Here is a 24221-nt window from a genome sequence, read left to right on the forward strand (position 1 = left end):
AGCCCGATCCGCACGGCCGCCAACGGGCCGTGCCGCTATGCGTCGAAGTCGTATTCCAGCACGTACGACGCCGAGTCGAGGACCATCTCGTTCACTTCCACCGGCCGCCCCTCGGCGTCGAACGCGGTGCGACAGACAAGGATGACGGGGGTACCGGCGGAGAGGCTCAGCCGGTCCGCCTCCTCCTTGGACGGCATGCGGGAACGGATCTCTTCCCTGAAGTGTGCGGGCGCGAAGCCGAGTTCGCCGAGCCTGGCGTAGATTCCGCCGGGACCGGTGTCCTCCTCAGTGATGGCCGAACCCGCCACCATCGGCGCAGGCAGAAAGCTGGTGGCCAGCAGGACCGGCTTTCCGTCCAGGACGAACCGCCGCCGCCGTACGCACACGGCATCGCCCGGTTCGAGCGCGAGAACACGTGCGATGGACTCAGGGGCGGGCTCCTCGGCCACACTGACCCCGTCCACGACAAGCGTCCGGTCTTCGATGTCCGCCGACCAGACCGATCGCCCGGCGCCCCACCGCTCGCCGGCCAGCCGCTGCACACCATGCCGCCGCAGCGGCCGGAACGACCTCACGAACACACCGGCGCCCTTGCGGGACTCGGCGATCCCTTCACTCTGCAGAACGCCCAGTGCCTGCCGCGCGGTCATACGGGCGACGCCATGGGCGGCCATGAGGTCGTTCTCCCCCGGAAGCCGCGCGCCCGGCCCGTACTCGCCCGCCTCAATCGCCTTGCGGAGCGCGTCGGCGATGCGCTGGTACTTCGGCTGACGGCCGCCGCCGCTTGTGGCCATACGTGAACGTCCTCCCTCTTCTCTAGACACCCTAGGGCACAGGTGTACCAGCGCACTTCGGTCGGCCGATGCGCCCCGACAGCGGTCGACCTTCCCGCTCCGATTGACATCTCTAGAGATGTTCGCTTCACTCAAGATGTCTAGAGATGTCAATCGACAGGAATGGCGAGGTGCGCCGATGAGGCGTCAAAAGGCACCTGGGGCAAGCGGACCGCATCACTCGGACCCCGTGCCGTACATCGCCGAGTGGAGCGAGGAGCGGGCTCCCGGCCAGCGTGTCGTCGTAAAAGGCAGGGGCATCGGTTATGCGGACGAGCGGCCGTACGACCGTGACTCGGACGGCGTGCTGTGGACACGTGTCAGGTCGCTTCCCGGCAGGGGACGACCCCAGTTCGGCAAGGTTCACGCGCTGCGGCAGCGCCGCGCCATGGGACAGCTTCTGTGCCAGATCTGTGCCCGGCCCGCCGACCGCGATGCGGATGGGGTGCTGTGGCTGCTGGGCGAAGACCCGGCCGACCCGGCCTCATGGCCCCGTGACCTCGTCACGACCCATCCACCGCTCTGTCTTCACTGCGCCGCGAGGTCCGTGCGGGCGTGCCCGCATCTGCGCACCCGATGTGTGGCGCTACGTGTCCGCGCCTTCGGACTGGCAGGGGTGCGGGGAGCGCTCTACGCTCCGGGGAATCCGTCCCCTGTCCCGCTGGGCGTCGTGGGCGTGGCCTTCGATGATCCGCGTGTCCATTGGGTCCGGGCCGGACAGCTCATCATGCGGCTGCGTGAGTTCACCGTCGTCGGACTGTGAGCCAGGCCCGGACAGGCCGCTCAGGGCCTGTCCAGCACGAGCCGTTCCCGTTTCGGGAGGCCGGCCACCACCAGGTCGTACGAGTCCTCGATCAGCTCCCGCACCATCCGGGCCGGCAGCGGGCCGACCGTGACCGTGTTCCAGTGGCGCTTGTTGAGGTGCCAGCCCGGGACGATCTCCGGGTGGGTCTCGCGGAGGCGGATCGCTTCCTCCGGGTCGCACTTGAGGGAGACCTTCAGCGGACGGTCCTCCAGGGAGCAGATCGCGAAGATCTTCGTGGCGACCCGGAAGACCGTGATGCCCGGGTTGCGCGGGAACGGGATGTCCGAGGACGTTCCGTTCAGTGCCAGGCAGCACGCCGTCAGCTCCGCCGGGGTCACGGGGTCTGGGCTTCCTTCCTGACCGGTTCGGCGAGGACCGTGACGATCTTGTTGCGGCGGCCGGCCGGGGATTCGGCCGTGAGCCGGAGCGTGCGGCCGTCCGGCAGGTCGACGCTGGCGGTGGCGCCGGCGATCGGGACGCGGCCCAGGGCCTTCGCCAGGAGGCCGCCGACGGTCTCCACGTCCTCGTCGTCGTACTCGTCGAGCCCGAACAGCTCCCCGAGGTCACCGATGTCCAGCCGGGCCGTGACGCGGTACGAGCCGTCGCCCAGCTCCACGACCGGGGGCAGTTCGCGGTCGTACTCGTCGGTGATCTCGCCGACGATCTCCTCCAGGATGTCCTCGATCGTGACGATGCCGGCCGTGCCGCCGTACTCGTCGATGACGACCGCGACATGGCTGCGCTCCTGCTGCATCTCGCGCAGCAGATCGCCCGCGTTCTTCGTGTCGGGCACGAAGGCGGCGGGGCGCATCGCCGTGGAGACCAGATCGGCTTCGGAGTCCCGGTTGATATGGGTCTTCCTGACCAGGTCCTTGAGGTAGACGATGCCGACGATGTCGTCCTCGTTCTCCCCCGTCACCGGGATACGGGAGAAGCCGGAGCGCAGCGCCAGCGTGAGCGCCTGGCGGATCGTCTTGTACCGCTCGATGCAGACCAGGTCCGTGCGCGGGACCATGACCTCCCGTACGAGGGTGTCGCCCAGTTCGAAGACGGAGTGCACCATGCGGCGCTCGTCGTCCTCGATGAGGGATTCCGACTCGGCGAGGTCGACCATCGCGCGCAGCTCGGCCTCGCTGGCGAACGGTCCCTTGCGGAAGCCCTTGCCGGGGGTGAGCGCGTTGCCCAGGAGGATCAGCAGCTGGGGGATCGGGCCCATGATCCTGGCGAGCGGCAACAGGACATACGCCGAGGCCGTCGCCGTGTTCAGCGGATGCTGGCGGCCGATCGTACGGGGCGAGACACCCACCGCGACATACGAGACGAGCACCATCACACCGATGGCGACGACCAGCGCCGCCCACGTCTCCTCGAACTCCTTCAGACAGACATACGTGACGAGCACCCCGGCCGCCATCTCGCAGGCGACCCGTACCAGCAGGGCCACATTCAGATAGCGCGTCGGGTCGGCGGCGACCTGTGCCAGCTTGGCCGCGCCCCGGCGCCCCGAGCGGACCGCCTCGGCCGCCCGGAAGCTGGAGACCCTGGCGAGGCCCGCCTCGGCGGAGGCCGCGAGCCAGGCCACGACGACCAGGGCGACCGCTCCGACGATCAGTTGCGCGGTCATGAGACGGTCGGCGCGGGCGACGGACCCGTGAGCCCCTGTTCCGACCGCCAGCCGTCGACGATGGCCGCCTGGAGACCGAACATCTCGGCCCGCTCGTCCGGCACCTCATGGTCGTAGCCGAGAAGATGCAGCACACCGTGGACGGTGAGCAGTTGGAGCTCCTCGTCCATGGTGTGCTGCGTCGGGGCTTCCTCGCCCTGCTTCTTCGCCACCTCGGGGCAGAGCACGATGTCCCCGAGGAGCCCCTGCGGCGGCTCCTCGTCGTCCTTGACCGGCGGACGCAGCTCGTCCATCGGGAAGGACATGACATCCGTGGGGCCCGGCAGATCCATCCACTGGATGTGCAGTTGTTCCATCGCGGCCTCGTCCACCACGATCACCGACAGTTCGGAGAGCGGGTGGATACGCATCCTCGTGAGCGCGTAGCGGGCGACGTCGAGGATCGCCTGCTCGTCGACCTCGGTGCCTGACTCGTTGTTGACGTCGATCGACATGGTGCGCTGTGGCTCTACTTCCCGTTGTCGCTGTCGTACTGTTCGTACGCGTCGACGATACGGCCGACGAGCTTGTGCCGTACGACATCCTGGGATGTGAGCCGGGAGAAGTGAATGTCGTCGACCCCGTCCAGGATGTCCTGGACCTGGCGCAGGCCGCTCTTCGTGCCGCCCGGCAGGTCGACCTGGGTGATGTCACCGGTGATGACGATCTTCGAATCGAAGCCGAGCCGGGTCAGGAACATCTTCATCTGCTCGGTGCTGGTGTTCTGCGCCTCGTCGAGGATGATGAACGCGTCATTGAGCGTACGGCCACGCATATATGCCAGCGGCGCCACCTCGATCGTGCCCGCCGCCATCAGACGCGGGATCGAGTCGGGGTCGAGCATGTCGTGCAGCGCGTCGTAGAGCGGCCGCAGATACGGGTCGATCTTCTCGTAGAGCGTGCCGGGCAGGAAGCCGAGCCGCTCGCCCGCCTCGACGGCGGGCCTGGTCAGGATGATCCGCGTGACCTGCTTCGACTGTAGAGCCTGGACCGCCTTGGCCATGGCGAGATAGGTCTTGCCGGTACCCGCGGGGCCGATGCCGAAGACGATCGTGTGCTTGTCGATCGCGTCGACATACCGCTTCTGGTTGAGGGTCTTGGGGCGGATCGTCCGGCCGCGGCTGGACAGGATGTTCTGGGTGAGCACCTCGGCGGGCGTCTCGGGACCGTCCGCTCCGCCGTTCTCACTTGCCCTGAGCATGGCGATCGAGCGTTCCACTGCGTCCTCCGTCATCGGCTGACCGGTGCGGAGCACCAGCATCATTTCGTCGAACAGGCGCTGGACCATCGCGACATCCGCCGCGCTGCCGGTCGCACTGATCTCGTTTCCCCGGACATGGATGTCCGCGGCCGGGAACGCCTTCTCGATCGCACGAAGGAGGGTGTCTCCGGAGCCCAGGACCGTCACCATGGGGTGCTTGGCGGGGACGGTCCACTGGGCGCGTGCCTGCCCCGATACGGGGGTCTTGGCTGCGGGTGTCTGAGTCATGGGCCGGCACTGTGGCCTGCGCATACCTCCCGTTGCAGGGTTCTCGCTGCTCGACAACCTCTGGGGTACCAGCGTACGACCCCGCACTGACACAGCCCTAGGGCTTTTCCATGTGCCGTCGGCGAACCCCTGGGGCCGGGCGGGCGGCGCCGCCCGGCTCAGGCCGAGCGGCCGAAGCCGATGGTCGGTACGGCCCTGCGCAGCGGCCACGGCCTGCTCGGCGCGGGCAGCAGCTCCTCCAGGAAGGCGTAGCGCCGCAGCGCCGCCGGGTCCTGGTCCGGGGAGGTGCGTACGTACTGCCACCAGGTCGCGACCTCCGACCAGCCGGGCGCGGAGAGCGAGCCGCCGAACTCCTGGACCGAGAGCGCCGCGGTCAGTCCCGCGAAGGCCAGCCGGTCGGCGAGCGGCCAGTCGGCGAGTGTGCCGGTGACGAATCCGGCCACGAACACATCGCCCGCGCCCGTCGGGTCCAGGGCCTCCACCGCGATCGCCGGGACCTCGGCGGTCTCGCCGGTGGCGCCGTCCACCGCGTACGCGCCGTCCCCGCCGAGCGTGACGACGGCCAGCGGCACCCGCTCGGCGAGCACGTGCGCGGCGGCTCTCGGGCAGTCGGTACGGGTGTAGCGCATCGCCTCCTCGGCGTTGGGCAGGAACGCCTCGCAGTGCTCCAGATCGGCCAGCCCCGCCAGATCCCAGCGGCCGGTGTCGTCCCAGCCGACATCGGCGAAGATGCGCGCTCCGCGGCGGGCGGCGCGGGCGATCCACTCGTCGCGGCGGCCGGGGGTGAGCGCGGCGACGGCGGCACGGGCGCGCGGCGGGCACTCGGGCACGGCCCCTTCGGGTGGCGGGGCCTCGTGGCCGTGCGAGACCATCGTGCGCTCGTCCTCGTACGCCATGGAGACGGTGACCGGCGAGTGCCAGCCGGGGACCGTCCGCGACCGGGACAGGTCGATGCCCTCGCCCTGCTCCAGCGCGTCCCAGCAGTACTCGCCGTAGTGGTCGTCGCCGAAGGCCGCCGCGAGTGAGGTGTGCAGGCCGAGGCGGGCCAGGGCGGTGGCCATATTGGCGATCCCGCCGGGGCTGGACCCCATGCCCCGGGCCCAGGACTCCGTGCCGCGTACGGGCGCGCTGTCCAGCCCGGTGAAGATGATGTCGAGGAAGACCGTGCCCGTCAGATACACATCGCAGTCGGGATCGTCCGGGGCGCGCAGTCCGCGCAGCGGGTCGACATGGGCGGAGTGTTCCTGCGGGTCTCCGTTGGATGTGATCACGGCGGGCTCCCGGTCGCGTGCGGATCCGGACAGTCTGCCCGATCGGCCGGGCACGGGCGGGCCGTCGCGGTGGCGTGGGGCGGGCATCGGCGCTCCCGTCAGCGGGAACGCTTGGGCAGCGGTACCCGTACGAGGTCGGCCGCGACCGTCAGTTCGCCCTCGAAACCCGCCGCGCGGGCCTGCCGCTCGAACTCGTCCGGGTCGTCGTAGCGCTGTGAGAAGTGTGTGAGCACCAGATGCCCCACCCCCGCGTCCCGCGCGGCCCGCGCCGCCTGGCCGGCGGTGAGATGGCCGTGGTCGGTGGCCAGCCGCTCGTCCCCGTCGAGGAAGGTCGACTCGATGACCAGCAGATCGCACCCCTCGGCCAGCGCGTGCACCCCGTCGCAGAGCCGGGTGTCCATGACGAAGGCGAACCGCTGTCCCCGGCGCGTCTCGCTGACCTCCTCCAGCGTGACGCCGTTCAGCACGCCCTCGCGCTGGAGGCGGCCGACGTCCGGGCCCGCGATGCCGTGCGCGGCCAGCCGCGCCGGATCCATCCGGCGCCCGTCGGGCTCGGTGAGGCGGTAGCCGTACGACTCGACGGGGTGGGAGAGCTTGTGCGCCTCCAGGGTGTACGCGGGGGTGCGCGCGAGCACGCCGTCGCCGGTGACCGGCGCTTCGGTCAGCGCGACGGACTCGCGGTAGGCCGTGGCGTACCGCAGCCGTTCGAAGAAGCGCTGCCCGCTCGCCGGGTAGTGCGCAGTGATCTCGTGCGGCACCTGGTCGAGATTGATGCGCTGGATGACCCCGGCCAGCCCGAGCGAGTGATCGCCGTGGAAGTGCGTGACACAGATGCGGTTGATGTCGTGCGCGGCGACCCCGGCGCGCAGCATCTGGCGCTGGGTGCCCTCTCCCGGGTCGAAGAGCAGGCCCTCGCCGTCCCAGCGGAGCAGATAGCCGTTGTGGTTGCGATGGCGGGTGGGCACCTGGCTCGCGGTGCCCAGCACGACCAGTTCCCGTACGGACAAGACGCCTACCCGGGGGGCCAGTTGAAGCCGCGTCCGCCCAGGACATGGGCGTGCGCGTGGAAGACGGTCTGGCCCGCGCCCGCGCCCGTGTTGAAGACGATCCGATAGCCGCTGCCGTCGGTCCCGTCGTCGACGGCGACCGCGGCGGCCTCGCGCAGCACATCGGCGGCGATCGTGGGCTCGGCCGCGGCGAGGGTGCCCGCGTCCGGGTAGTGCACCCGCGGGATGACCAGGACATGCGTCGGGGCCTGCGGGTTGATGTCACGGAAGGCGAGGGTGGTCTCGGTCTCGCGGACGACGGTGGCCGGCACATCCCCCGAGACGATCTTGCAGAACAGGCAGTCCGCCTGCGGTTCTCCCGCCATGGTCCGGGCCTCCTCGGCACCACTGGTGATCAGTTGAGTACGTCGCATGCTATCCGGTGGGGTCGGGGCGCGCGGCGGTCCCGGCCGATGGCCCGGCGCCCGTCAGGACCAGCGGCCGGTGCGGCCGAGCAGGAGCGCCGTGGCCGCCGTCCCCGCGGTGGAGGTGCGCAGTACGCTGCGGCCGAGCCGGTACGGCCGCGCGCCCGCCGCCGCGAAAGCCGTCAACTCCTGCGGGGACACGCCCCCTTCGGGCCCCACGACCAGCACGATCCGGCCCTCCGTGGGCAGCGGCGCGGTGGCCAGCGGCTCGCTGCCCTCCTCGTGCAGTACGGCGGCGAAGTCCGCCTCGGCGAGCAGCGCCGCGATCTGCTTGGCCGACAGCGCGTCCATGACCTCGGGGAAGCGGAGCCTGCGGGACTGCTTGCCCGCCTCGCGGGCCGTGGCCCGCCACTTGGCGAGCGCCTTGGCGCCCCGCTCGCCCTTCCACTGCGTGACGCAGCGCGCGGCCTGCCACGGCACGACCGCGTCGACACCGGTCTCGGTCATCGTCTCGACGGCCAGTTCCCCGCGGTCGCCCTTGGGCAGCGCCTGGACCACGGTGATCCGGGGCGTGGGCTCCGGCTCGGTCCGTACCTCGGTGACGGTGACGTCGAGCCGGTCCTTGCCCTCGACCGCCGCGACCGTCCCGTACGCGCCGGTGCCGGCGCCGTCCGTCAGGACGATCTCCTCGCCGACGCGCAGCCGCCGTACGGAGACGGCGTGCCGCCCCTCGGGGCCGTCCAGGGTGACCGTGCCGACCCGCAGTCCGCCGGTTTCGACGACGAAGACAGGAGCGGTCACGAGGCGTTGCCCAGACCCGGCATCAACGAGGCGCGGGTCGCTTCGAGTTCACCGTTCAGCACCTCGACCAGCTGTCCGGCCGGCAGCTCGCGGGCCATGCGGTGGCCCTGGCCCGCCCAGAGCGCCATGCCCTGCGCGTCGCCCACCTTGGCGGCGGCCTTGCGCAGTCCGGAGGTGAGGTGGTGGATCTCGGGGTAGGCGGGCGGGGCGTACCGGCCGTGCTCGCGCATGAAGCGGTTCACGAGGCCGCGCGCGGGGCGCCCGGAGAACGCCCGGGTCAGCTCGGTCCGCACGAACAGCGGATTGGTCATGGCCTGCTTGTGCAGCGCGTTCGCCCCGGACTCCGGGCACACCAGGAACGCCGTTCCGAGCTGGGCCGCGTCCGCGCCCGCCGCGAGGACCGCCGCGATCTGGCCGCCGCGCATCAGTCCGCCCGCGGCGATGATCGGGAGCTCCACGGTCTCCCTGACCTGGGTCACCAGCGAGAGCAGCCCGATCCCCGCGCCGTCGGTGGCCGGGTCGTCGCGGTGCGTGCCCTGGTGACCGCCGGCCTCGATGCCCTGGACGCAGACGGCGTCGGCGCCCGACCACTGCGCGGTCTGGGCCTCCTCGGGGGTGGTCACCGTGACCACGGTGTACGTGCCGGCCTTGGCGAGGGCGTCGAGCGTCGTCCTGGTCGGGCAGCCGAAGGTGAACGACACGACGGGCACCGGGTCGTCGAGCAGTATCGCCAGCTTCGCCTCGTAGCCGTCGTCGCGTCCGGCGTCGGGATCGCCGAGCGGCGTCTCGTACCAGGTCGCCTCGCCGGCGAGCTGGTTGCGGTAGACCTCCACCGCCGCGTGGTCGGCGTAGCGCGGCTGCGGCATGAACAGGTTGATCCCGAAGGACCGGCCGGTCAGCCCGCGCAACTGTTTGACCTCTTCGTACATGCCGTCCGCCGTTTTGTACCCGGCGGCGAGGAACCCGAGACCGCCGGCCTCGGAGACGGCCGCGGCCAGCTGCGGGCAGGAGGCGCCGCCCGCCATGGGGGCCTGCACGATCGGATACCGGCAGAGATCGGTCAGTGCGGAGGACATGCAGGCATCGTGCCATGCCTTGTATGACAGCTCCGAATCGGTGCCACGTCCGGCATGTGACAGAGGAATGCGCGGCGGAACGCGCGACGCATCAAGGAGACCGCATCCCGAGGCGCCCAGGGGACAACGCCGGTGGCCCGGGGAGCACTCCCCGGGCCACCGGCGAAACCCGTTGGTCCTAACGGCCGTTGAAGGCGTCCTTAAGCCGCGAGAACAGCCCCTGCTGCCCCGGCTGGAACTGGCCCGTGGGCCGTTCCTCGCCGCGCATCTTCGCCAGCTCCCGCAGCAGCCGTTCCTGCTCCGGGTCCAGCTTCGACGGGGTCATCACCTCGACATGCACGATCAGATCGCCCCGGCCGCCGCCCCGCAGATGTGTGATGCCCCGGCCGTGCAGCGGAATCGACTGGCCCGACTGCGTACCGGGACGAACGTCGATCTCCTCCAGGCCGTCCAGCGTCTCCAGCGGGCACTTCGTGCCGAGCGCCGCCGCGGTCATCGGGATCGTGACCGTGCAGTGCAGATCGTCGCCGCGCCGCTGGAACACCGCGTGCGGCAGCTCGTGGATCTCGACATACAGATCACCGGCGGGGCCGCCACCGGGGCCGACCTCGCCCTCGCCCGCGAGCTGGATGCGCGTGCCGTTGTCGACCCCGGCCGGGATCTTGACGGTGAGCGTACGGCGCGACCGGATCCGGCCGTCGCCCGCGCACTCGGGGCACGGCGTCGGCACGACCGTACCGAAGCCCTGGCACTGCGGGCACGGCCGCGAGGTCATGACCTGGCCCAGGAAGGACCGGGTGACCTGCGACACCTCGCCGCGGCCCCGGCACATGTCACAGGTCTGCGCCGAGGTGCCGGGCGCCGCGCCCTCGCCCGAACAGGTCGTACAGACCACGGCCGTGTCGACCTGGATGTCCTTGGTCGTGCCGAAGGCCGACTCGTTGAGGTCGATCTCCAGCCGGATCATCGCGTCCTGGCCGCGCCGCGTCCGCGACCGCGGGCCGCGCTGCGACGCCGTACCGAAGAACGCGTCCATGATGTCGGAGAAGTTGCCGAAGCCACCGGCTCCGAACCCGCCCGCGCCCCCGCCACCGCTCTGCGAGAGGGGGTCCCCGCCGAGGTCGTAGACCTGCTTCTTCTGCGGGTCCGACAACACCTCGTAGGCGGCGTTGATCTCCTTGAAGCGCTCCTGCGTCTTGGGATCGGGATTGACATCCGGATGCAGCTCGCGCGCGAGTCTGCGGAATGCCTTCTTGATCTCGTCCTGAGATGCGTCGCGGCGTACGCCGAGTACGGCGTAGTAGTCCGTGGCCACTTACGACTCCGCCAGGATCTGTCCGACGTAACGTGCCACTGCGCGTACCGCTCCCATCGTTCCGGGGTAGTCCATGCGGGTCGGTCCGACCACGCCGAGTTTGGCGACTGCCTCGTCGCCAGAACCGTAGCCGACCGCGACGACGGACGTGGAGTTGAGCCCCTCATGGGCGTTCTCGTGCCCGATCCGTACGGTCATGCCGGGGTCCTTGGCCTCGCCGAGCAGCTTGAGAAGCACCACATGCTCCTCAAGCGCCTCAAGCACCGGCCGGATGGTCAACGGGAAATCGTGTCCGAAGCGGGTGATGTTGGCCGTACCGCCGATCATCAGCCGCTCCTCGGTCTCCTCGACCAGGGTTTCGAGCAGGGTCGCGAGCACCGTCGTGACGGTCCCCCGGTCCTCCTGCTCGAAGGAATCCGGCAGGTCCTGCACCAGCTGCGGGACATCCGCGAAGCGGCGCCCGACCACCCGGCTGTTGAGCCGGGCCCTCAGGTCCGCGAGCGAGGTCTCGCCGAACGGCGCGGGACAGTCGATCATGCGCTGCTCGACCCGTCCGGTGTCCGTGATCAGGACGAGCATCAGCCGCGCGGGCGCCAGCGCCAGCAGCTCCACGTGCCGCACCGTCGAGCGGGTCAGCGAGGGGTACTGGACGACGGCGACCTGCCGGGTGAGCTGCGCCAGCAGCCGTACCGTACGACCCACGACATCGTCGAGGTCCACGGCTCCGTCCAGGAAGTTCTGGATGGCGCGGCGCTCCGGCGAGGACAGGGGTTTGACCCCCGCCAGCTTGTCGACGAAGAGCCGGTATCCCTTGTCCGTCGGGATACGGCCCGCGCTGGTGTGCGGCTGGGCGATGAAGCCCTCGTCCTCCAGCACCGCCATGTCGTTGCGTACGGTCGCCGGGGAGACACCGAGCTTGTGCCGCTCGGTGAGCGCCTTGGAGCCGACGGGCTCTTCCGTCCCGACATAGTCCTGGACGATTGCGCGCAGCACCTCCAGCCTGCGTTCGCTGAGCATCGCACACCTCCAGCTCTCGTCCGTCGTTCCGGCCTTGGCACTCGCTCTGGAGGAGTGCCAGCACTCCCCCAGCCAGTGTACGGCCGTGGGGTACACCGCTAGCAAGAGCAGCCGACCACGCTACCCCGCGCTCGCGCCGGCCGGTGCCGATAGCGTCCCGTAGCGTCCCGGTATGAACGTCGCCTGGGAAGAATCCGGATGGGAGCCGCTGGCTCCAGGGGTGGGGCGGCTGCGGCTGCCAGGGTGGGACGCGACGACCGGACTGGTCGTCGGCGCCGACGCGGCGCTGCTGTACGACACGGGCTCCACGCTCCGCGAGGGCGCCGCGATCCGGGCCCGGGTGCCGCTGGGCGGCCGGCGTGTGACCCATGTCGCGCTGAGCCACCCGCACTTCGACCATGTGCTCGGGACGGCCGCGTTCGCGGGGGCGGAGGTGTACGGGGCCGCGGGCATGGCGGAACTGCTCAGCGGGGACACGGCGGGCCTGTACGAGGACGCCGTACGCCACGGGGTCGCCGCCGGGGAGGCCGCCGAGGCGGTGGACCTCCTGGTGGCGCCCCGGCACGCGGTGTCCGTGGAGGTGGCGCTGGACCTGGGCGGCCTCCGGGTCCTGCTCGCGAACGCGGGGCCCGGTCATACCGCGCACGATCTCGCGATGCTGGTGCCCGGCTCCCCGGCGGTCGTCTTCTGCGGCGATCTGGTGGAGGAGTCCGGCGAGCCGCAGGCGGGCCCCGACGCGGTCCCGGCGCGCTGGCCGGCGGCCCTGGACAGGCTGCTGGCGCTGGGCGGCGAGGACGCGCTGTATGTGCCGGGGCACGGGGCGGTGGTGGACGCGGCGTTCGTACGGGCGCAGCGGGACGCGCTGGCCGCGCGGGCGGGGGCGTCGTAGCCGCGGTGCCGCGCGGGCGGGGGCGTCGTAGCCGCCGTGCCGCGCTCCCGCCTATCGTCGTGCGCATGCGCAGCTACAGCCCTGATCTGACGCCCCCGTGGAAGAAGTCCACGCCCGCGCCCGAGGTCCCCGCCGAGCCGGATCTGGTGGTCGAGGAGGTGTCAACGGGCTTCTGCGGCGCGGTGATCCGCTGCGAGAAGACCGCCGAGGGTCCGACGGTCACGCTGGAGGACCGCTTCGGCAAGCACCGGGTCTTCCCGCTGCTGCCCGCCGGCTTCCTCCTGGAGGGCCGGCCGGTGACCCTGGTCCGCCCGGCGACGGCGGGCCCCTCCCGACCGTCCCGCACCGCGTCCGGCTCGGTCGCCGTCCCCGGCGTCCGCGCGCGCGTGGCGAGGGCGGGCCGCATCTACGTGGAGGGCCGGCACGACGCGGAGTTGGTCGAGAAGGTGTGGGGCGACGATCTGCGCATCGAGGGCGTGGTCGTGGAATACCTGGGCGGCATCGACGATCTCCCCGCCATCGTCGACGAGTTCGCGCCGGCCGCGGACGCGCGGCTGGGCGTCCTGGTCGACCATCTGGTACCGGGCTCGAAGGAGTCCCGCATCGCGTCCGCGGTGACGGGTGCGGACGTCCTGGTGGTGGGCCACCCCTACATCGACGTCTGGCAGGCGGTGAAGCCATCGTCGGTGGGGATCGCGGCGTGGCCTACGGTGCCAAGGGGCGAGGACTGGAAGACGGGCGTGTGCCGCGCGCTGGGCTGGCCGGAGAACACGGGGGCGGCGTGGCAGCACGTGCTGTCGCGCGTGCGCTCGTACCGGGACCTGGAACCCGCGCTGCTGGGGAGGGTGGAGGAGTTGATCGACTTCGTCACGGTTGGGGGTACCGCTTGACGGGGTGCGTTTCGGCTGGGGCCGGTTTTCGTCTGCGGGTTGTTGCCGGGGTGCGCTCCGGGCTCGCATCCGGGACTGCATGATTTACGGCGCGGTTCTGGCCTGTCGTTGGTTCGGGCGGTCGCGCGCCACAAATCACGCTCTACGTCCCGGACACGACCCCTGCGCGCCCCCCTTCACCGCCCGTCACCGACTGGCCCGGCCGTGCGCGAGGGTGGGCGGGGGAGGCGGCGGCACCGTCCCGCACCAGCCCACTCACCCCAGCCGGGATGGCGAATCGCAGGGGCCACCCTCCCGCACCAGCCCACCCACCCCCGGCCGGGACGGCGAATCGGCGGGGCCACCGGGCCGCACCCGCCCCCCCACCTCACCGAGTCGGCGCCTGGCGGCGACCACCGGGGGGAGGGGGTCGGGGTCGTAGGAGGTGCGTGTCCGGACACTAAAGCGTGATTTGTGGCGCGCGAACGCCCGAACCATCGTCTGGGCAGGGTCGCGCCGTAAATCATGCCGTCCGGACATGTACCTCCGGAGACCCCGGCCCCCGGCCGACGACGCACGCACCCGCACCCCGCCCCGCGCCACACCCGTCAGTCCACCAGCTCCCTCACCACCGCGTCCGCCAGCAGCCGCCCCCGCAGCGTCAGCACCGCACGCCCCTCGTCGTACGCCCCCCGCCGCAGCAGCCCGTCGGCCACGGCCCGCCGGGCCGCCGCCAGGCCGTCCGGCCGCAGCAATGACAGCTCGCAGCCGTCGGACAGCCGCAGCTCCAGCAGGACGCGCTCCACCCGGCGGTCCTCCGCCGTCAGGATCTCCCGCCCCGCGCCCGGCGACCGCCCCGACGCCAGCGCCGCCGCATACGCGCCCGGGTGCTTCACGTTCCACCAGCGCACGCCCCCCACGTGGCTGTGCGCGCCCGGACCCGCGCCCCACCAGTCCGCGCCGCGCCAGTACAGCTCGTTGTGCAGGCAGCGGGCCGCCTCCGAGGTCGCCCAGTTGGACACCTCGTACCAGGAGAAGCCGGCCGCCGCCAGCACCTCGTCCGCGATCAGATACCGGTCCGCGTGCTCGTCGTCGTCCGTCATCGGGACCTCGCCGCGCCGGATGCGCCGGGCCAGCTGGGTGCCCTCCTCCACGATCAGCGCGTACGCGGAGACATGGTCGGGCCCCGCCCCCACCGCCGCCGCGAGCGATTCGCGCCAGTCGTCGTCGCTCTCCCCCGGCGTGCCGTAGATCAGATCGAGGTTCACATGCTCGAAGCCCGCCGCACGGGCCTCCGCGACGCACGTCTCGGGCCGCCCGGGGGTGTGCGTGCGGTCCAGGACCTTCAGTACGTGCTGCTTCGCGCTCTGCATCCCGAAGGAGATCCGGTTGAAGCCGCCCTCCCGCAGGGCCGCCAGATAGGCCGGATCCACGGACTCCGGATTCGCCTCCGTGGTGATCTCAGCGTCGTCCGCGAGCCCGAACTCGTCGCGGATCACGCCGAGCATCCGTACCAGATCGGCCGCGGCGAGCAGTGTCGGCGTACCGCCGCCGACGAACACCGTACGGACCTGCCTCGGGTCGTCGCCCAGTACCTTCCTGGCCAGCCGGACCTCGTCGGCGAGGGTGTCCGCGTAGTTGTCGCGGGAGGCCAGGACACCGCCCGAGCCGCGCAGCTCGGTCGCCGTGTACGTGTTGAAGTCGCAGTAGCCGCAGCGGCTCGCGCAGTACGGAACGTGCAGGTAGAAGCCGAGGGGCCGGTCCGCCGCGCCCGTGAGGGCGTGCGGGGGCAGCGCGCCGGTCTCGGGCATGGGGTCGCCGTCGGGCAGTGCGGAAGGCATGCCCCCAGTGTCCCGTACGCGACGGGTGGACCGGGCCCCGCGCCCGGTCCACCCGTCGCGCGGGGGCTCAGGTCGCCTGGAGCACCAGCAGCGCCACGTCGTCCTCCGGCGGCGTCTCGTCGAAGTCGTGGACGACCTGTCGTATCCGCTCCGCCACCTCCTGCGCCGTCAGCCCCACACACCCCGCCAGGGCCCGCGCGAGGCCGTCGCCGTCGTCGAGCATCCGCCGGCCGGAGCGGCGCTCGGTGACGCCGTCGGTGACGCAGAGGAGCGTGTCGCCGGGCTCCAGGTCGAAGGTGCTGCTCTCGTACGCGACCTTCTCGACGACCCCGAGCAGCATCTGCGGCTCCGCCACCGGGCGCACCGTCCCGTCCGGCCGCAGAAGCAGCGGCAGGGGATGGCCGGCGCTGGCGAGGGTGCACCGTACGGCGCCGCCCGCGCCCGGCAGCGGCATCAGCTCGCCGTACAGCAGGGACAGGAAGCGTGCCTGGCCGCCCTCGGAGGGGGACGGTGACGACGACGGGGGCATCGACGCGGCGGACGCCACAGACGTCGCGGACGCGGCGGACGCGGCAGACGCGGCGACCATCAGGGACGCGGACTCGGCCGCCTCCGTCGCGTCGTCCAGGAGCAGCCGGTTCAGCCGGTCGAGGACCGCGCCGACCCGGTAGCCCTCGCGCGCGAGCAGTCGCAGCCAGGGGCGGGCCAGGCCGGTGACGACGGCGGCCTCGGGACCGCTGCCCTGGACGTCGCCGAGCATGAAGCACCAGCGGTCGCCCGGCGGGCACGGGAAGACGTCGTAGAAGTCGCCGCCCGCCAGACCGTCGTCGCTCGGCTCGTACACGAGTGAGCTGGCGATGCCCGGAATGCGCGCCACCTGGCTGGGCAGCAGTCCGCGTTGCAGGACCCGGCTGATGGTGACCTGACGGGTGTAGCGGCGGGCCGCGCCGATCGCGAGGCCGACGCGGCGCGCGAAGTCCTCGATGAGCGCGGTCACTTCGTCGGGGACCGGGCCCTGCCCCGGTCTGCCGAGCAGCAGCGTGCCGAGCGCGCGCCCGTTCGCGACCAGCCGGCAGGCGAGCGCCGCACCGGCCTCGGAGTCGAACCCGGGACCGGCCTCGGAGTCGGGAGCCGAGCCGGAGTCGGGACCGGTACCGGCACCGGCACGGGATCCCTCGCCCGGCCAGGGCACCCGCACCGGGCCGCCCCTCGGTGAGACCGGTAACCGCGGCGGTTCCTTCTCCAGGATCCGGCGCAGCGGCTCGATCCTCGCCTCGTCCGCGTGCCACACCCGCGCCAGCCGGGGCACCGCGCCCTGCTGCCCGCCCTCGCCGTCCAGCCAGACCGCGCACCACTCCGCGAGCCGTGGCACCAGCAGCTGTCCGGCGAGCGCCGCGACCAGATCCTCGTCCAGCTGCCCGGCGAGCAGTTCGGACGCCTCGGCGAGGAACGAGAGGGCGCCCCGCCCGGTCCACTCGGGGTCGTCGCGCGCCGTGCGGCGCGTCGCCGGCGCGAGGATCTCGGCGGCGCGCAGCCCGCGCCGCAGGGCGGGCTCGGTCCCCTGGTCCTGCCCCGAATCCCGGCCTTCGAGCGGGAGACGGGCCCAGACGGTCTTGAGCCCGGAGCGATAGGTGATGCCCCAGCGTTCGGCGAGCGCGGCGACGAGTTGGAGCCCGCGCCCGTACTCGGGTGTGCCGGCCGGTCCCTGTCCCGCCCCGTCGCTCTGTATGGCGCGGGCGGGGTGGTGGTCGGAGACTTCGAGGACGACGGCCGCGGGCTCCTCGCCCTCCCCCGACGGGGTCCCTGACGTGTCCTCGCCGGGGTCTTCGAGCCGGCACAGCAGCTCGACGGTGGTGCCCGCGTGCACCACCGCGTTGGTGACGAGTTCGTCGACGATCAGCACCGCGTCGTCCGCGAGCAGATCGGTGCTGTGTTCCCCCGGGGAACAGCCCTCGTCCCCCTGGCAGAAGGTACAGGTGGTGAGCAGCCCGAGACTGGTCCAGTCCGCCAGCGCGGCGCGGGTGAAGCGGCGCGCGGCGGACGGCGCGAGCGGGTTGCCCGGCAGGCTGGTACGTGATGTCGACCGCGTGTCCCTCCGTAACGGCACCTGGGGTGCCGGGAGATGAAGGGTCTCGCGCGGGATCGGAATGCGCCCCACTGCGGCTCCTGATCCGGTTCTGGCGTTGTGCCGCTTACGATCCCGACAGAGTGACAGACGGAGCCCGCTCATACGCGCCGAGTCATGGAAGTGGACAAGATTTGACCATGAACCGGAAGCACACCGGCCGGATGCGGGTGGTATGGCGGGGGGGGCGGCGGCGTGGTGGCGACACGGGGCCCAAACCGCCGGAAGGACGTGCCAAAACGCCTCGCACAGAGCATCCTTGCCTCCCTGGCCTGAACACAGGCCCTAGGGGAGCGGGATGAGCAGGACAACAGCCACCACGGACCGGGCGAGCATCCTTCTCGTCGATGACCTGGAGGACAATCTCGACGCACTGGAAGCGGTCCTCGCCTCGCTCGACGAGCCGCTCGTACGGGCCCGTTCGGGCGAGGAGGCGGTGCGGGCGCTGCTGCGGGAGCCGTTCGCGCTGATTCTGCTGGATGTCCGGATGCCCGGCATGGACGGCTTCGAGACCGCCTACCGGATCAAGCGGCTCGACGGCGCCAAGGACATCCCGATCATCTTCCTGAACGGTCCGGAGTCCGACAGCGGTTATGCCTTCCGGGGCTACGCCACGGGCGCGGCGGACTTCCTGACCAAGCCCTTCGACCCGTGGATGCTCCGGGCCAAGGTCAGCGTCTTCCTCGATCTGCACCGCAAGAACCGCCAGTTGGAACGGCTGCTGGCGCGCGAGCAGGAGCATCTGGGGGAGATCACGGACCGGCTGGCCTCGATCGAGGACGAGTTGCGCGCGGGCGCTTCCGGGGGCCTCGACTCGGTGGGCAAGCAGCTGGCCCGCATAGAGGAGACGCTGGAGGAACTGCGGCGCGGCCGGGATCAGTAGCGCGACCGGCGAAGCCCCCGGCCGGGCCCACCGGCCGGGGCCCACCGGCCGGGACCCGGCCTGCCGATCCCGGCCCGCGGATCCCGGCCCGACGGCCGCCCTCAGGACTCCCGGGAGCCCGCGTACATCTCCTCGATCAGATCCTTGTACGTCCGCTCCACCACCGGCCTCTTGAGCTTGAGGCTCGGCGTCAGCTCACCGTGCTCGATGTCCAGATCGCGCGGCAGCAGCCGGAACTTCTTGATGGTCTGCCAGCGCTGGAGTCCCCCGTTGAGCCGCTGCACATAGCCCGCGACCAGCCGTTCGGTCGCCGGGGACGCGACCACCTCGGCGTAGGTCCTGCCCGCCAGCCCGTTCTCGGCGGCCCAGCCGAGGATGGTCGGCTCGTCGAGCGCGATCAGCGCCGTACAGAAGTTACGGTCCGCGCCGTGCACCAGGATGTTGGAGACGAACGGGCACACCGCCTTGAACTGCCCCTCCACCTCGGCCGGGGCGATGTACTTGCCGCCCGAGGTCTTGATGAGGTCCTTCTTGCGGTCGGTGATCCGCAGATAGCCGTCGGGGGACAGCTCGCCGATGTCGCCGGTGTGGAGCCATCCGTCGGGCTCCAGCACCTCCGCCGTCATCTCCGGCAGCCCGTGATATCCGGCCATGATCCCCGGGCCGCGCAGCAGGATCTCCCCGTCGTCGGCGATCCGTACCTCGGTGCCGGGCAGCGGCTTGCCGACCGTGCCGGTGCGGTACGCCTCCCCCGGGTTGACGAAGCTGGCGGCGCTCGACTCGGTCAGTCCGTAGCCCTCCAGGATGTGGATCCCGGCCCCGGAGAAGAAGAAGCCGATGTCGGGCGCGAGCGCGGCGGAGCCGGAGACCGCGGCGCGCAGCCGGCCGCCGAACGCCTCGCGCAGCTTGGCGTAGACGAGCGCGTCGGCGGCCTTGTGCTTGGCGCCGAGGGCGAACGGTACGGAGGCCGTGCCCGTGCGCCGGAAGTTGTCCTGGGAGACCTTGGCGTATTCGCGAGCGACCCCCGCCGCCCACTGGAAGATCTTGTACTTGGCGGCGCCGCCGGCCCGCGCCTTGGCCGCGACCCCGTTGTAGACCTTCTCGAAGATCCGCGGCACGGCCGCCATATAGGTCGGCTGGACCACCGGAAGATTCTCGATGATCTTGTCGACGCGCCCGTCCACGGCGGTGACATGCCCGACCTCGATCTGTCCCGAGGTCAGCACCTTGCCGAAGACATGGGCGAGCGGCAGCCACAGGTACTGGATGTCGTCCTTGGTGATCAGTCCCGTACCGACGGTGGCCTTGGCCATGTACGACCAGTTGTCATGGGGCAGCCGTACGCCCTTGGGCCGGCCGGTGGTGCCCGAGGTGTAGATCAAGGTGGCGAGCTGAGTGGCCGTGATGGCCGCGACCCGCTCCTTGACCGCCTCCGGACGCGTGCGCAGATACTCCGTGCCGCGCGCCTCCAGATCGGCCAGCGAGAGCACCCAGCCCTCCGGGTCCCCGTCGGCGGGGAGCGCGTCGGCGGCGTCGATCACGACGACATGGCGGAGATGCGGCAGCTCGGCCCGGCGTTCGCGCGCCTTGGCGAGCTGGGCGGCGTCCTCGGCGATCAGGACCCGGCTCTCGGAGTCGGCGAGGATGTACGCGGACTCCTCGGTGTTGGTCGAGGGGTAGACCGTGGTGGTCGCGGCGCCCGCGCACATCACCCCGAGGTCGGCGAGGATCCACTCGACGCGGGTGGACGAGGCGAGCGCGACGCGCTCCTCGGGCAGTACGCCCAGCGCGATCAGTCCGGCGGCGATGGCGTACACCCGCTCGGCCGCCTCGCGCCAGCTCAGGGAGCGCCATTCGTCGGGGCCCTGGCCGACCGGCGCGGGTACGGGGAAGCGGTAGGCCTCCGCGTCCGGCGTGGCGCTCACGCGCTCGATGAAGAGGGTCGCCACGGAGGGCGGCCGGTTCTCGATCAGGTTCTGTGTGTCGCTCACGACATCCTCCGAGCCCGCGGCAGCGCTGCGTGACTGACCTGGTTATGTGACTGACAAGTAACTAACCGACGAGTAACTAGGATCATTGATCAGACTAGATGCCACCCGCCCGGTACGTAAGGGGCAGCGACACGCCGCTTCATATCGAACCGCCCCAGGGGACACGGAGTACGCGAACGGGCCCCTGCGCCACGGCGCGGGACCCGTCCAGTCCGCGAATCACGCTCTGCTACTTCTTCTTCGCGCTGCTTCTCCGTGCTACTTCGTCATGCCGCTCCGTGGCATCACTTCTTCGCCTTGCCGCCGGACTCGTCGCTGGAGAGCACCGCGATGAAGGCCTCCTGCGGGACCTCCACGCTGCCGACCATCTTCATCCGCTTCTTGCCCTCCTTCTGCTTCTCCAGCAGCTTCCGCTTCCGGGAGATGTCACCGCCGTAGCACTTGGCGAGGACATCCTTGCGGATGGCGCGGATCGTCTCGCGGGCGATGACCCGGGAGCCGATGGCCGCCTGGATGGGCACCTCGAAGGCCTGCCGCGGGATCAGCTCGCGCAGCTTGGCGACCAGCCGCACACCGTACGCGTACGCCTGGTCCCGGTGGGTGATCGCGGAGAAGGCGTCCACCTTGTCGCCGTGCAGCAGGATGTCGACCTTGACGAGCTGGGCGGTCTGCTCGCCGGTGGGCTCGTAGTCGAGCGAGGCATAGCCCCGGGTCTTGGACTTCAGCTGGTCGAAGAAGTCGAAGACGATCTCGGCGAGCGGCAGCGTGTAGCGGATCTCGACCCGGTCCTCGGAGAGGTAGTCCATGCCGAGCAGGGTGCCGCGACGGGACTGGCACAGCTCCATGATCGAGCCGATGAACTCGCTCGGAGCGAGGATCGTGGCCCGTACGACCGGCTCGTGCACCGAGTCGATCTTGCCCTCGGGGAACTCGCTCGGGTTGGTGACCGTGTGCTCCTTGCCGTCCTCCATCAGCACGCGGTAGACCACGTTGGGGGCGGTGGCGATCAGATCGAGCCCGAACTCGCGCTCCAGACGCTCCCGGATCACATCGAGGTGCAGCAGCCCGAGGAAACCGACGCGGAAGCCGAAGCCGAGGGCCGCGGATGTCTCCGGCTCGTAGACCAGGGCCGCGTCATTGAGCTGGAGTTTGTCGAGGGCGTCGCGCAGCTCGGGGTAGTCCGAGCCGTCCAGCGGATAGAGGCCGGAGAACACCATCGGCTTGGGGTCCTTGTAGCCGCCGAGCGCCTCGGTCGCCCCCTTGTTGAGGGTGGTGATCGTGTCACCGACCTTGGACTGCCGTACGTCCTTCACGCCGGTGATGAGATAGCCCACCTCACCGACGCCGAGGCCGTCGGACGGGGTCATCTCCGGCGAGGAGACACCGATCTCCAGCAGCTCGTGGGTGGCCCCGGTGGACATCATCCGGATCCGCTCGCGCTTGTTGAGCTGGCCGTCGATGACACGTACGTAGGTCACGACACCGCGGTAGGAGTCATAGACGGAGTCGAAGATCATCGCGCGGGCGGGCGCGTCCGCGACACCGACCGGCGGCGGTACGTCCTTGACCACCCGGTCGAGCAGCGCGTCCACGCCGACGCCGGTCTTGGCCGAGACCTTGAGCACGTCCTCGGGCTGACAGCCGATGAGGTTCGCCAGCTCCTCGGAGAACTTCTCCGGCTGGGCGGCCGGCAGATCGATCTTGTTGAGCACCGGCACGATGGTGAGATCGTTCTCCATCGCCAGATAGAGGTTGGCGAGGGTCTGCGCCTCGATGCCCTGGGCGGCGTCCACCAGCAGGATCGTGCCCTCACAGGCCGCGAGCGAACGGGACACCTCGTAGGTGAAGTCCACGTGGCCCGGCGTGTCGATCATATTGAGGACATGCGTCGTGCCCTCGCCCTCGCCCGTACGGGGAGCCCAGGGCAGCCGGACCGCCTGGGACTTGATCGTGATGCCGCGCTCGCGCTCGATGTCCATCCGGTCGAGATACTGAGCGCGCATCTGCCGCTGGTCGACCACTCCGGTCAGCTGGAGCATCCGGTCGGCGAGCGTCGACTTGCCGTGGTCGATGTGCGCGATGATGCAGAAGTTGCGGAGCAGCGCCGGGTCCGTACGGCTCGGCTCGGGCACGTGGAGAGGGGTCGCGGGCACGCAGGGTCCTGATTCTTGAGACGCGCGGCGTCTCGTCTCGGGTCGACTCGGATCGATACGTAGGCTCCATGGTCCCATGGGTACGGGACTGCGCCCGGTTTGGGCCGGTCGGAGGGTGACTGGTAGCCTGAACAGCTGTGTCTCGTGCCGTCTCGGCGCGAGGCGGCTCAGTCAAGATTCACCGAACCTGAAAAGGCTCTTTCGTGGCGAACATCAAGTCCCAGATCAAGCGGAACAAGACCAACGAGAAGGCACGCCTGCGCAACAAGGCTGTCAAGTCGTCGCTCAAGACCGCGATCCGCAAGGCCCGTGAGGCCGCTGCCGCGGGCGACGTCGAGAAGGCCTCGCTGGCCGCTCGTGAGGCGTCCCGCAAGCTCGACAAGGCTGCCTCGAAGGGTGTCATCCACAAGAACGCCGCCGCCAACAAGAAGTCGGCGCTGGCTGCCAAGGTTGCTTCCCTCCAGGGCTGAGCGCTCTCTTGATTTGACCGCCGGACGGGACTCAGCGGGCCCTCTCTACCGCTCCTGACCGGCGACCCCGAACTCGCGCGCGACTGCGTTCGCCACGCGGGCGCGAGTTCACCAGGTTTGACGTCGAGGCCCCGGCCCCGTCCTCCCCAGGACGGGTCACCGGGGCCTTCGGCGCAGGCGCTCCCGGACGTCGGCGGTTGTCAGCCGTTGCCAGTGGTTGTCAGGGGTTGTCAGCCGCTGTCTCAGCGGTTCGAGCGGGCGGCGCGGGCGATCGCGACGACCGCCTTCTCCAGCGCGTACTCCGGGTCGTCACCGCCGCCCTTGACGCCCGCGTCGGCATCGGCGACCGCCCGCAGCGCCGTCGCCACACCGTCGGGGGTCCAGCCGCGCATCTGCTGGCGCACGCGATCGATCTTCCACGGGGGCATCCCCAGCTCACGCGCGAGATCGGCGGGCCGGCCGCCGCGCGCGGAGGAGAGCTTGCCGATGGCCCGCACCCCCTGGGCGAGGGCGCTGGTGATCAGTACGGGCGCCACCCCGGTCGACAGCGACCAGCGCAGCGCTTCGAGGGCATCTGCGGTCCTGCCCTCCACGGCGCGGTCGGCGACATTGAAGCTGGACGCCTCCGCGCGGCCCGTGTAGTAGCGGCCCACGACCGCGTCGTCGATCGTTCCCTCGACATCCGCCGCGAGCTGGGAGACGGCGCTCGCCAGCTCCCGCAGATCGCTGCCGATGGAGTCGACCAGTGCCTGGCAGGCTTCCGCCGTGGCCGAGCGGCCGAGCGCCCGGAACTCCGAACGTACGAAGGTGAGCCGCTCCGCGGGCTTGGTCGTCTTGGGACAGGCGACCTCACGGGCCCCCGCCTTGCGGGCGGCGTCCAGCAGACCCTTGCCCTTGGCGCCACCGGCGTGCAGCAGGACGAGCGTGATCTCCTCGGCCGGGGCGTCGAGATACGCCTTGACGTCCTTGATCGTGTCGGCGGAGAGATCCTGCGCGTTCCGCACGATGACGACCTTGCGCTCGGCGAAGAGCGACGGGCTGGTCAGCTCGGCGAGGGTGCCGGGCTGGAGCTGGTCGGAGGTGAGATCGCGGACGTCCGTATCGGCGTCGGAGGCGCGGGCCGCCGCCACCACCTGCTGCACGGCGCGGTCGAGCAGCAGATCCTCCTGGCCCACGGCGAGCGTGAGCGGGGCGAGCGGGTCGTCGGGGGAAGCTTTTTTGGTGGCCATCGTGATCCAGGGTCGCACGGCCCACTGACACCCGGACGCATGGCTGTCGCCCTACGGTCACCGGGCCACGCGGCGCGGCCACCGCGATGA

The 24221-nt window shown here is 70.9% G+C and carries 22 protein-coding genes; 5 read left to right on the forward strand and 17 right to left on the reverse strand.

Annotated elements, in window-relative coordinates; genetic code table 11:
- Positions 1 to 35: 35 nt before the first annotated feature.
- On the reverse strand, positions 36 to 794 hold the full coding sequence (locus M1203_RS10460) for a GntR family transcriptional regulator (protein WP_249949297.1): 759 nt from the start codon (positions 792 to 794) through the stop codon (positions 36 to 38).
- Positions 795 to 1023: 229 nt separating this feature from the next.
- On the opposite strand from M1203_RS10460, the gene M1203_RS10465 reads away from it, so the two are divergent.
- Entirely contained in the window at positions 1024 to 1596 is a 573-nt protein-coding gene (locus M1203_RS10465; protein ID WP_249949298.1) for a hypothetical protein, read from the forward strand.
- Positions 1597 to 1616: 20 nt separating this feature from the next.
- Here M1203_RS10465 and M1203_RS10470 read toward each other — a convergent pair whose 3' ends face one another.
- The 11 genes from M1203_RS10470 to hrcA all read right to left on the reverse strand — a co-directional run bounded on the left by M1203_RS10470 (position 1617) and on the right by hrcA (position 11681).
- On the reverse strand, positions 1617 to 1976 hold the full coding sequence (locus M1203_RS10470) for an MmcQ/YjbR family DNA-binding protein (protein ID WP_249949299.1): 360 nt from the start codon (positions 1974 to 1976) through the stop codon (positions 1617 to 1619).
- Positions 1973 to 3262: a hemolysin family protein gene (locus M1203_RS10475; RefSeq protein WP_249949300.1), complete on the reverse strand. Its 1290-nt coding sequence runs from the start codon at positions 3260 to 3262 to the stop codon at positions 1973 to 1975. Before M1203_RS10475 ends, M1203_RS10470 begins: the two co-directional genes overlap by 4 nt.
- On the reverse strand, positions 3259 to 3756 hold the full coding sequence (gene ybeY / locus M1203_RS10480) for an rRNA maturation RNase YbeY (protein ID WP_249949301.1): 498 nt from the start codon (positions 3754 to 3756) through the stop codon (positions 3259 to 3261). The genes M1203_RS10475 and ybeY overlap by 4 nt, the downstream gene beginning before the upstream one ends.
- 14 nt (positions 3757 to 3770) lie before the next feature.
- Positions 3771 to 4790, reverse strand: a complete 1020-nt coding sequence (locus M1203_RS10485; RefSeq protein WP_249949302.1) for a PhoH family protein — start codon at positions 4788 to 4790, stop codon at positions 3771 to 3773.
- A 158-nt stretch (positions 4791 to 4948) separates the two neighbouring features.
- Positions 4949 to 6061: a PfkB family carbohydrate kinase gene (locus M1203_RS10490; protein WP_249949303.1), complete on the reverse strand. Its 1113-nt coding sequence runs from the start codon at positions 6059 to 6061 to the stop codon at positions 4949 to 4951.
- A 98-nt stretch (positions 6062 to 6159) separates the two neighbouring features.
- Positions 6160 to 7068 carry a ribonuclease Z gene (locus tag M1203_RS10495; RefSeq protein ID WP_249949304.1) on the reverse strand — a complete coding sequence of 303 codons (909 nt, stop codon included), beginning with the start codon at positions 7066 to 7068 and terminating at the stop codon, positions 6160 to 6162.
- A 5-nt stretch (positions 7069 to 7073) separates the two neighbouring features.
- A complete protein-coding gene (locus M1203_RS10500) occupies positions 7074 to 7433 on the reverse strand; it encodes a histidine triad nucleotide-binding protein (protein ID WP_249949305.1) in 360 nt (119 codons plus the stop codon).
- A gap of 102 nt (positions 7434 to 7535) precedes the next feature.
- Positions 7536 to 8273 carry a 16S rRNA (uracil(1498)-N(3))-methyltransferase gene (locus tag M1203_RS10505; RefSeq protein WP_249949306.1) on the reverse strand — a complete coding sequence of 246 codons (738 nt, stop codon included), beginning with the start codon at positions 8271 to 8273 and terminating at the stop codon, positions 7536 to 7538.
- Positions 8270 to 9349, reverse strand: coding sequence for a nitronate monooxygenase (locus M1203_RS10510; protein ID WP_249949307.1), 1080 nt, complete (start codon positions 9347 to 9349; stop codon positions 8270 to 8272). Before M1203_RS10510 ends, M1203_RS10505 begins: the two co-directional genes overlap by 4 nt.
- A 178-nt stretch (positions 9350 to 9527) precedes the next feature.
- Positions 9528 to 10664, reverse strand: coding sequence for a molecular chaperone DnaJ (dnaJ, locus tag M1203_RS10515; RefSeq protein WP_249949308.1), 1137 nt, complete (start codon positions 10662 to 10664; stop codon positions 9528 to 9530).
- Complete coding sequence (gene hrcA, locus M1203_RS10520) at positions 10665 to 11681, reverse strand: heat-inducible transcriptional repressor HrcA (protein ID WP_249949309.1); 1017 nt, start codon at positions 11679 to 11681, stop codon at positions 10665 to 10667.
- 172 nt (positions 11682 to 11853) lie between these two features.
- Here hrcA and M1203_RS10525 point away from each other — a divergent pair, with 172 nt between their 5' ends.
- Both M1203_RS10525 and M1203_RS10530 read left to right on the forward strand, forming a co-directional pair.
- Positions 11854 to 12570 carry an MBL fold metallo-hydrolase gene (locus tag M1203_RS10525; protein WP_249949310.1) on the forward strand — a complete coding sequence of 239 codons (717 nt, stop codon included), beginning with the start codon at positions 11854 to 11856 and terminating at the stop codon, positions 12568 to 12570.
- 65 nt (positions 12571 to 12635) lie between these two features.
- Positions 12636 to 13460, forward strand: coding sequence for a DUF3097 domain-containing protein (locus M1203_RS10530; RefSeq protein ID WP_249949311.1), 825 nt, complete (start codon positions 12636 to 12638; stop codon positions 13458 to 13460).
- Between the two features lie 587 nt (positions 13461 to 14047).
- On the opposite strand, the gene hemW is transcribed toward M1203_RS10530, so the two are convergent.
- A complete protein-coding gene (hemW, locus tag M1203_RS10535; RefSeq protein ID WP_249949312.1) occupies positions 14048 to 15280 on the reverse strand; it encodes a radical SAM family heme chaperone HemW in 1233 nt (410 codons plus the stop codon).
- A 67-nt stretch (positions 15281 to 15347) separates the two neighbouring features.
- Complete coding sequence (locus M1203_RS10540) at positions 15348 to 17438, reverse strand: SpoIIE family protein phosphatase (protein WP_249949313.1); 2091 nt, start codon at positions 17436 to 17438, stop codon at positions 15348 to 15350.
- Positions 17439 to 17703: 265 nt separating this feature from the next.
- Between M1203_RS10540 and M1203_RS10545 the strand changes: the two genes are divergently transcribed.
- Positions 17704 to 18288, forward strand: coding sequence for a two-component system response regulator (locus M1203_RS10545; protein WP_249949314.1), 585 nt, complete (start codon positions 17704 to 17706; stop codon positions 18286 to 18288).
- A 101-nt stretch (positions 18289 to 18389) separates the two neighbouring features.
- Here the strand turns inward: M1203_RS10545 and M1203_RS10550 are convergent, their stop codons facing one another.
- Entirely contained in the window at positions 18390 to 20279 is a 1890-nt protein-coding gene (locus M1203_RS10550; protein WP_249949315.1) for an AMP-dependent synthetase/ligase, read from the reverse strand.
- A gap of 284 nt (positions 20280 to 20563) precedes the next feature.
- Complete coding sequence (lepA, locus tag M1203_RS10555) at positions 20564 to 22432, reverse strand: translation elongation factor 4 (protein ID WP_249949316.1); 1869 nt, start codon at positions 22430 to 22432, stop codon at positions 20564 to 20566.
- Between the two features lie 203 nt (positions 22433 to 22635).
- Here lepA and rpsT point away from each other — a divergent pair, with 203 nt between their 5' ends.
- The gene (gene rpsT / locus M1203_RS10560; protein ID WP_030352331.1) at positions 22636 to 22902 is read left to right on the forward strand and encodes a 30S ribosomal protein S20; all 267 of its coding nucleotides are present in this window, start codon (positions 22636 to 22638) and stop codon (positions 22900 to 22902) included.
- Positions 22903 to 23144: 242 nt separating this feature from the next.
- On the opposite strand, the gene holA is transcribed toward rpsT, so the two are convergent.
- Positions 23145 to 24131 carry a DNA polymerase III subunit delta gene (gene holA / locus M1203_RS10565; RefSeq protein ID WP_249949317.1) on the reverse strand — a complete coding sequence of 329 codons (987 nt, stop codon included), beginning with the start codon at positions 24129 to 24131 and terminating at the stop codon, positions 23145 to 23147.
- Between the last annotated feature and the right edge of the window lie 90 nt (positions 24132 to 24221).

Source organism: Streptomyces sp. 35G-GA-8, assembly GCF_023534745.1.
Taxonomy (GTDB): domain Bacteria; phylum Actinomycetota; class Actinomycetes; order Streptomycetales; family Streptomycetaceae; genus Streptomyces.